The organism is Bacteroidales bacterium, assembly GCA_018334875.1.
GTDB lineage: Bacteria > Bacteroidota > Bacteroidia > Bacteroidales > UBA12077 > JAGXLC01.
Map to the genome: position 1 here is coordinate 1 of JAGXLC010000367.1, position 4,063 is coordinate 4,063.

The following is a 4,063-nucleotide window of genomic DNA, read 5'->3' on the forward strand; positions in this document are numbered from 1 at the left end:
TCTTCAATATTCATTGCTCTCAATTTTTCTCTGAGTTTCCCAACAGCACGGTCAATCCCGGTAATTTCCCCATAAAAATTCTGTAATTCCTCATCCAAATCCGGATAAAGTGCTTTGTCTCTTTCTATAGCTATATGGGGCCCATGAGGCGAGCCAAACCAGATAACAGAAAAAAACGGTTGAGCGCTTTCGTGATGTTTCCGAATGAATTCAATAGCTGCATTCACAGCAATAACGGAGCTTTCCCCATGTTTTTGAACTGCAGTTCCTTCGCGGGAAAGAATGGGATTGTTATCGTAAAAATTGGGCGCTGACAACCATTCATCAAAACCATTGGCACCGGGATTCGTAGGACAATCTTCATATACCGATCCAACATGCCATTTTCCAAAATGACCTGTCACATAATCTGCTTTTTTAAGCACTTCGGCAACAGTTATCTCCTGGGGACGGATCAGGTTTCCCCATTTAAATACTCCCATTCGGTTGGGATGACGGCCAGTCAAAAAACTTGCGCGGGTAGGGGAAGAAACCGGGGCGTGGGCATAAAATTGGTTAAATTGCAAACCCTCCCCGGCCATTTCATCTAAATTTGGGGTTTTAAGCTCGGGATGTCCATTGTAACCGACATCTCCCCAACCCTGATCATCAGCCATGACCATTATGATATTGGGAAGATCTTTTTTATCCTTTTCCTTGTTATTACAACCTATGATGAAAAAAGGCAATACCAATAAGTAATAGCGCTGAAAAATCTCTATAAATTTCATTTTCAAAAGTTTTTATTATAATTCATAACTGTAATACCTCCATTGTAAAAATCCAGTAATTAGAGTCTGTCTATAATATCCGCTGGCTGCGTTACGCTCGTTTTGAATGACAGTCGATTACATCAAGTAAACTCCTGTCATCCAAAACTCGCAAGCCTTGCCAGCGAACATTCTAGACGAGACTCTTTCAAATATCTCTGACTTTATGGACAAACACTAATTAATCTCTTTAAGACATCACGACGGGAAGACCTATCAAATCACTGTCTTTCCCGCTCATAATCAAAATACCGGTCCTGCTGGTTGGGACCCATCTCCAGGGCCTCCTGGTTTGTCCGGGCTCCTGTGCGTTCTGCCCATCGGTTATAAAGACTTTCCAGTTCTTCTGCCAGGTCCGGATGCTCACTGATCAGGTTATTGGTCTCACTCCTATCCGCTTCAATGTTATACAATTCCCACGGCTTGCCCCGTTCAGCTACCAGTTTCCACTGCTCTTTTCTCACTGCACGACTTCCGCGGAATTCCCGGAACATGGGCTGGCGTGGAATATACTCATTCCCTTTAAACAGGGGCATAAGGCTCTTGCCTTCCATAGGAAGAATGTTATTGCCCTGGTAAGTATCGGGATAAGAAGCTTCGGCAGCCTCAAGCAGGGTAGGCATAATATCGATAAGCTGGGCAGGCTTACGGGTCAGGCTTCCCGGCTCCACCACTCCGGGCCAGCGAACGATCATCGGGGTGGAGATGCCACCCTCATGGACCCACTGTTTATAGAGTCGGAAAGGTGTGTTGGATGCATTGGCCCATTCACTGTCATACGTTCGGTATGATTCGGCAGGCCCCGGGGGAAGATCGGGTGTCCGGTTGAAATCGTAGGGACATCCGCCGTTGTCGGAGAGAAACATGACAATGGTATTACCGGCCAGACCTTTGCGCTCCAGATAGTCCATCAGCCTTCCGATCTGCTGATCCAGGCGATCTATCATAGCTGCATAGGTGGCCATCAGCAGTTGTTCCTCCTCTTTTTCTTCCCGGCTTAGCGACTTCCAGGAAGGAACAATGGGATCCCTTTCTGACAGCTCCCATTCAGGCTTTATAAGCCCCAGGTTCTTCATCCGTTCGTATCTCCGCTCCCGAAGCTTATCCCATCCCATGGAGTATTTTCCTTTATATTTTTCGATCTCTTCCTGAGGAACCTGCAGGGGAAAATGGGGTGCATTGTGGGCCAGATACAGAAAGAACGGTTTATCCTTTTGCCGGTTGTTCAGAAACTGAAGGGTATAATCCGTAAAAGCATCGGTGGAATAAAAATCATCCGGCACATCATAAGGTTTCCTGCCCAGCCGCATGTAATTCTCGCCCGTGCCAAAATCCTCTCCTGTAAAAAAGTTGATGGCGCCTCCCAGAAAACCAAAGAAACGATCAAATCCCCGGTCAACAGGAGTTCCTTGTTCATCCTGCCAATGACCCAGGTGCCATTTACCGGACATCATGGTGGAATAGCCTGCTTTTTTTAAAGCCTCAGCCAGGGTTAGGTTGTTGGTTGTATCCCTTAGCAAATCGGACTGCTGATGGTAAAGTCCGGTAAGAAGACTGGCGCGGGTGGGAGCGCTCTTGGAGGTATTGTAAAATTGGGTGAACCGCATGCCCTCTTCGGCCAGCCGGTCAAGGTTGGGGGTGTTGATCTCCCCTCCGTAGCAACCGATATCGCTGTAACCCATATCATCGGCCAGGATCAGGACAATATTCGGTCGTTCGTCGTTCCCCGGCTCAGCCGCCTTACCGTTCAGACGTATCATACAAAAAACAGTCAGTATAATGAGTATCCGCACCGTTTTGATGGATCGCTCGCTTAAAGGTAATCTGGAAAGGATTGTCATGGCATTTATAGGTTTTGCTTTACATTTCTAACCCGAATAATCCAAACTAATATATTAAGGATATTGGAAATTTACAACTTTATCGGTGAATTATCATCTAACAGGATGTTTATTTTCCCTTTACCTATTAACAAACAACTTCATCCCACCCTTGCCTTTTTCAATATAAAATCCTATCTTGGAAAACTCAAAGCAATCAAATTACCGCATTATGAAAAAGCAAATCATAACCATTTTCATGGCCCTTGGCCTGTTAGGGCTTTCCTGCACACAGGAAAAAGAGACAAAACAGGAAGATCAGTTTCCGGAAGTATCCGGGCCGGTGCAGCTCACCGACGGACCCGAAGAACATTTGTTTGCCAGCTATTATGGCATCAATTCATGGAGCGCCGACCAGCGATTTGCAACTGTACTGGAAACAGACATCCGGCACAGCCTGCCTACTGAAAATGATCCGGCCACGTTGGGGATGATAGACATGGAGACCAAAAAATTTATCCCTTTGACAAAAACGAGGGCCTGGAATTTCCAGCAGGGATGTATGGCTCACTGGCTGGGTAGCTCTCCCGATTCATTGATCGTGTTTAACGATCTGAGGGATGGGCGATTTGTCTCAGTGGTCATGAACGTTCACTCCAAAGAGGAGGTTAGAACACTGCCTTTCCCGGTTAGCGCCGTGGCACCGGACGGGAAAAAGGCGGTAAGCATCAATTTTTCACGGTTGCGCATTACACGCGAAGACTATGGATATGGCGGGCAGGGACAAGACCCCCTCAAAAACGAACGGTTCCCTGAAGACGACGGACTGTTCCTGGTGGATCTGGAAACAGGAGACAAAGAACTGTTGGTCTCCATAGCCGATATACAGGAAATGGTACCCGAAATTCCTGAAGACGGCCTGGAATACTTCAACCACACCCTGTTCAGCAAAGACGGCAGCAAGATCATGTGGCTGGCCCGTGCCATTCCTGAACGCAATACAACGGCTTTCGTGGTTGACCGCGAAGGCAGCAACCTACAAAAATGCTTTCCCGAAGGCTGGGGTGGCTCCCATTTCGACTGGCTTAACGGGGATACACTAATGATCACGGCCAATTATAAAGAAGAAGTGTACAGCCACGTGATGTTCACTGCCGGCCGGAAGGATTATCAGAGACTTGGCGGGGGCCTTCTGGATTATGACGGCCACGGGACCTTCTCCCCCAACGGAGAATGGTTCATTACCGATACCTATCCCAACGGGCTTCGTGAACAACAGTTATTTCTGATGAATATGGACAACCAGGCGGTACTGCCATTGGCTCGTTTTCATCAGCCATCCGAATACCGGTCTGGCTGGAGGTGTGACCTGCATCCCCGCTGGAGCCCGGATAGCGATATGGTTGGCTTCAACTCAACGCACAGTGGCTCTCT

At 47.5% G+C, this 4,063-nt stretch carries 3 protein-coding genes; 1 reads left to right on the forward strand and 2 read right to left on the reverse strand.

The window, feature by feature from the left end:
- Positions 1–770 (reverse strand): sulfatase-like hydrolase/transferase (locus tag KGY70_18160; GenBank protein ID MBS3777126.1); only part of this gene is annotated, 770 nt, incomplete at its 3' end.
- 260 nt (positions 771–1,030) lie between these two features.
- Positions 1,031–2,650 carry an arylsulfatase gene (locus tag KGY70_18165; protein MBS3777127.1) on the reverse strand — a complete coding sequence of 540 codons (1,620 nt, stop codon included), beginning with the start codon at positions 2,648–2,650 and terminating at the stop codon, positions 1,031–1,033.
- A 211-nt stretch (positions 2,651–2,861) separates the two neighbouring features.
- Here KGY70_18165 and KGY70_18170 point away from each other — a divergent pair.
- Positions 2,862–4,063, forward strand: a 1,202-nt coding sequence (locus KGY70_18170) for a hypothetical protein (protein MBS3777128.1), incomplete at its 3' end; no start/stop codon positions are given.

What these genes read in the sequence shown, in the direction of transcription:
- KGY70_18165 (MBS3777127.1), bottom strand. Translation starts at nt 2,650, where the DNA reads ATGACAATCCTTTCCAGATTACCTTTAAGCGAGCGATCCATCAAAACG.